We start from the raw sequence: 768 nt of genomic DNA on the forward strand, positions 1-768 counted from the left end.
TTGACCGAGTTCGGTAATAGCGATCCCAAATTGCTCTCTCAAGGGATCAGTAAGGCGCTAATCACCACTCAGGCGGGATTGCTGGTGGCATTACCTCTGCTATTACTGCATTACCCACTTAAGCGTCGCGCACAAGCATTGAGTTTGAATATGGAGCAGCAGTCGGCGCTGTTACTGGCTCTGAATCTTGAGCGGGGAGACGAGCATGTCACTCGATAACATGCTGTTTTCGGTGCGCCAGTTTGCTCATACCATTCTAGGCTTCATTGAGCTTGGTGGCATTGTCATGTGGCCGTTATTCATCTGCTGTTTATGGATGCTATGGTTAGTGAGCCGGGCATTATTCAAAGAGGCTGGCTTAAGCCAGCAGCTAATGATAGTGACAACTCAACATGACTGGCTTAATCAGCGCTTGAGCTTGTTAGCACTAAGGCAGGTACAAGCACAGCAATATGCGGATCTTCAAGGAGTGAAGTTACTCGCCATGATTGCGCCGCTTTTAGGTTTACTCGGGACGGTCAGCGGCATGATTGCAATGTTTGACGCCGGAGCCAACTATGGTTTTCATGATCCAGCGGTAATTTCAGCAGGGATCTCCATGGCGATGGTCACCACCCAAACCGGTTTGTTTGTGGGGTTAACTGGGGCGGTATTGGCGTTCTTCTGGCAACGAAAGTTAAACCGTGTCGACACGGATCTGTTAGTGGGAGACAAGCATGCTTAGCGATCGCTTTAGGCAGGATAAAGATCCTGAGATCAACATGACAC

Annotated in this window: 2 protein-coding genes; both read left to right on the forward strand. The window is 49.3% G+C overall.

The annotated features are described in order from the left end of the window. A partial coding sequence (locus K5Q58_RS20605; protein WP_220755720.1) for a MotA/TolQ/ExbB proton channel family protein occupies positions 1-219 on the forward strand: 219 nt, incomplete at its 5' end. Then, a complete protein-coding gene (locus K5Q58_RS20610; protein WP_220755721.1) occupies positions 206-724 on the forward strand; it encodes a MotA/TolQ/ExbB proton channel family protein in 519 nt (172 codons plus the stop codon). The genes K5Q58_RS20605 and K5Q58_RS20610, both read left to right, overlap by 14 nt. Positions 725-768 lie beyond the last annotated feature (44 nt).

The organism is Shewanella sp. KT0246 (assembly GCF_019654955.1).
GTDB lineage: Bacteria > Pseudomonadota > Gammaproteobacteria > Enterobacterales > Shewanellaceae > Shewanella > Shewanella goraebulensis.

What these genes read in the sequence shown, in the direction of transcription:
- K5Q58_RS20610 (WP_220755721.1), top strand. Translation starts at nt 206, where the DNA reads ATGTCACTCGATAACATGCTGTTTTCGGTGCGCCAGTTTGCTCATACC.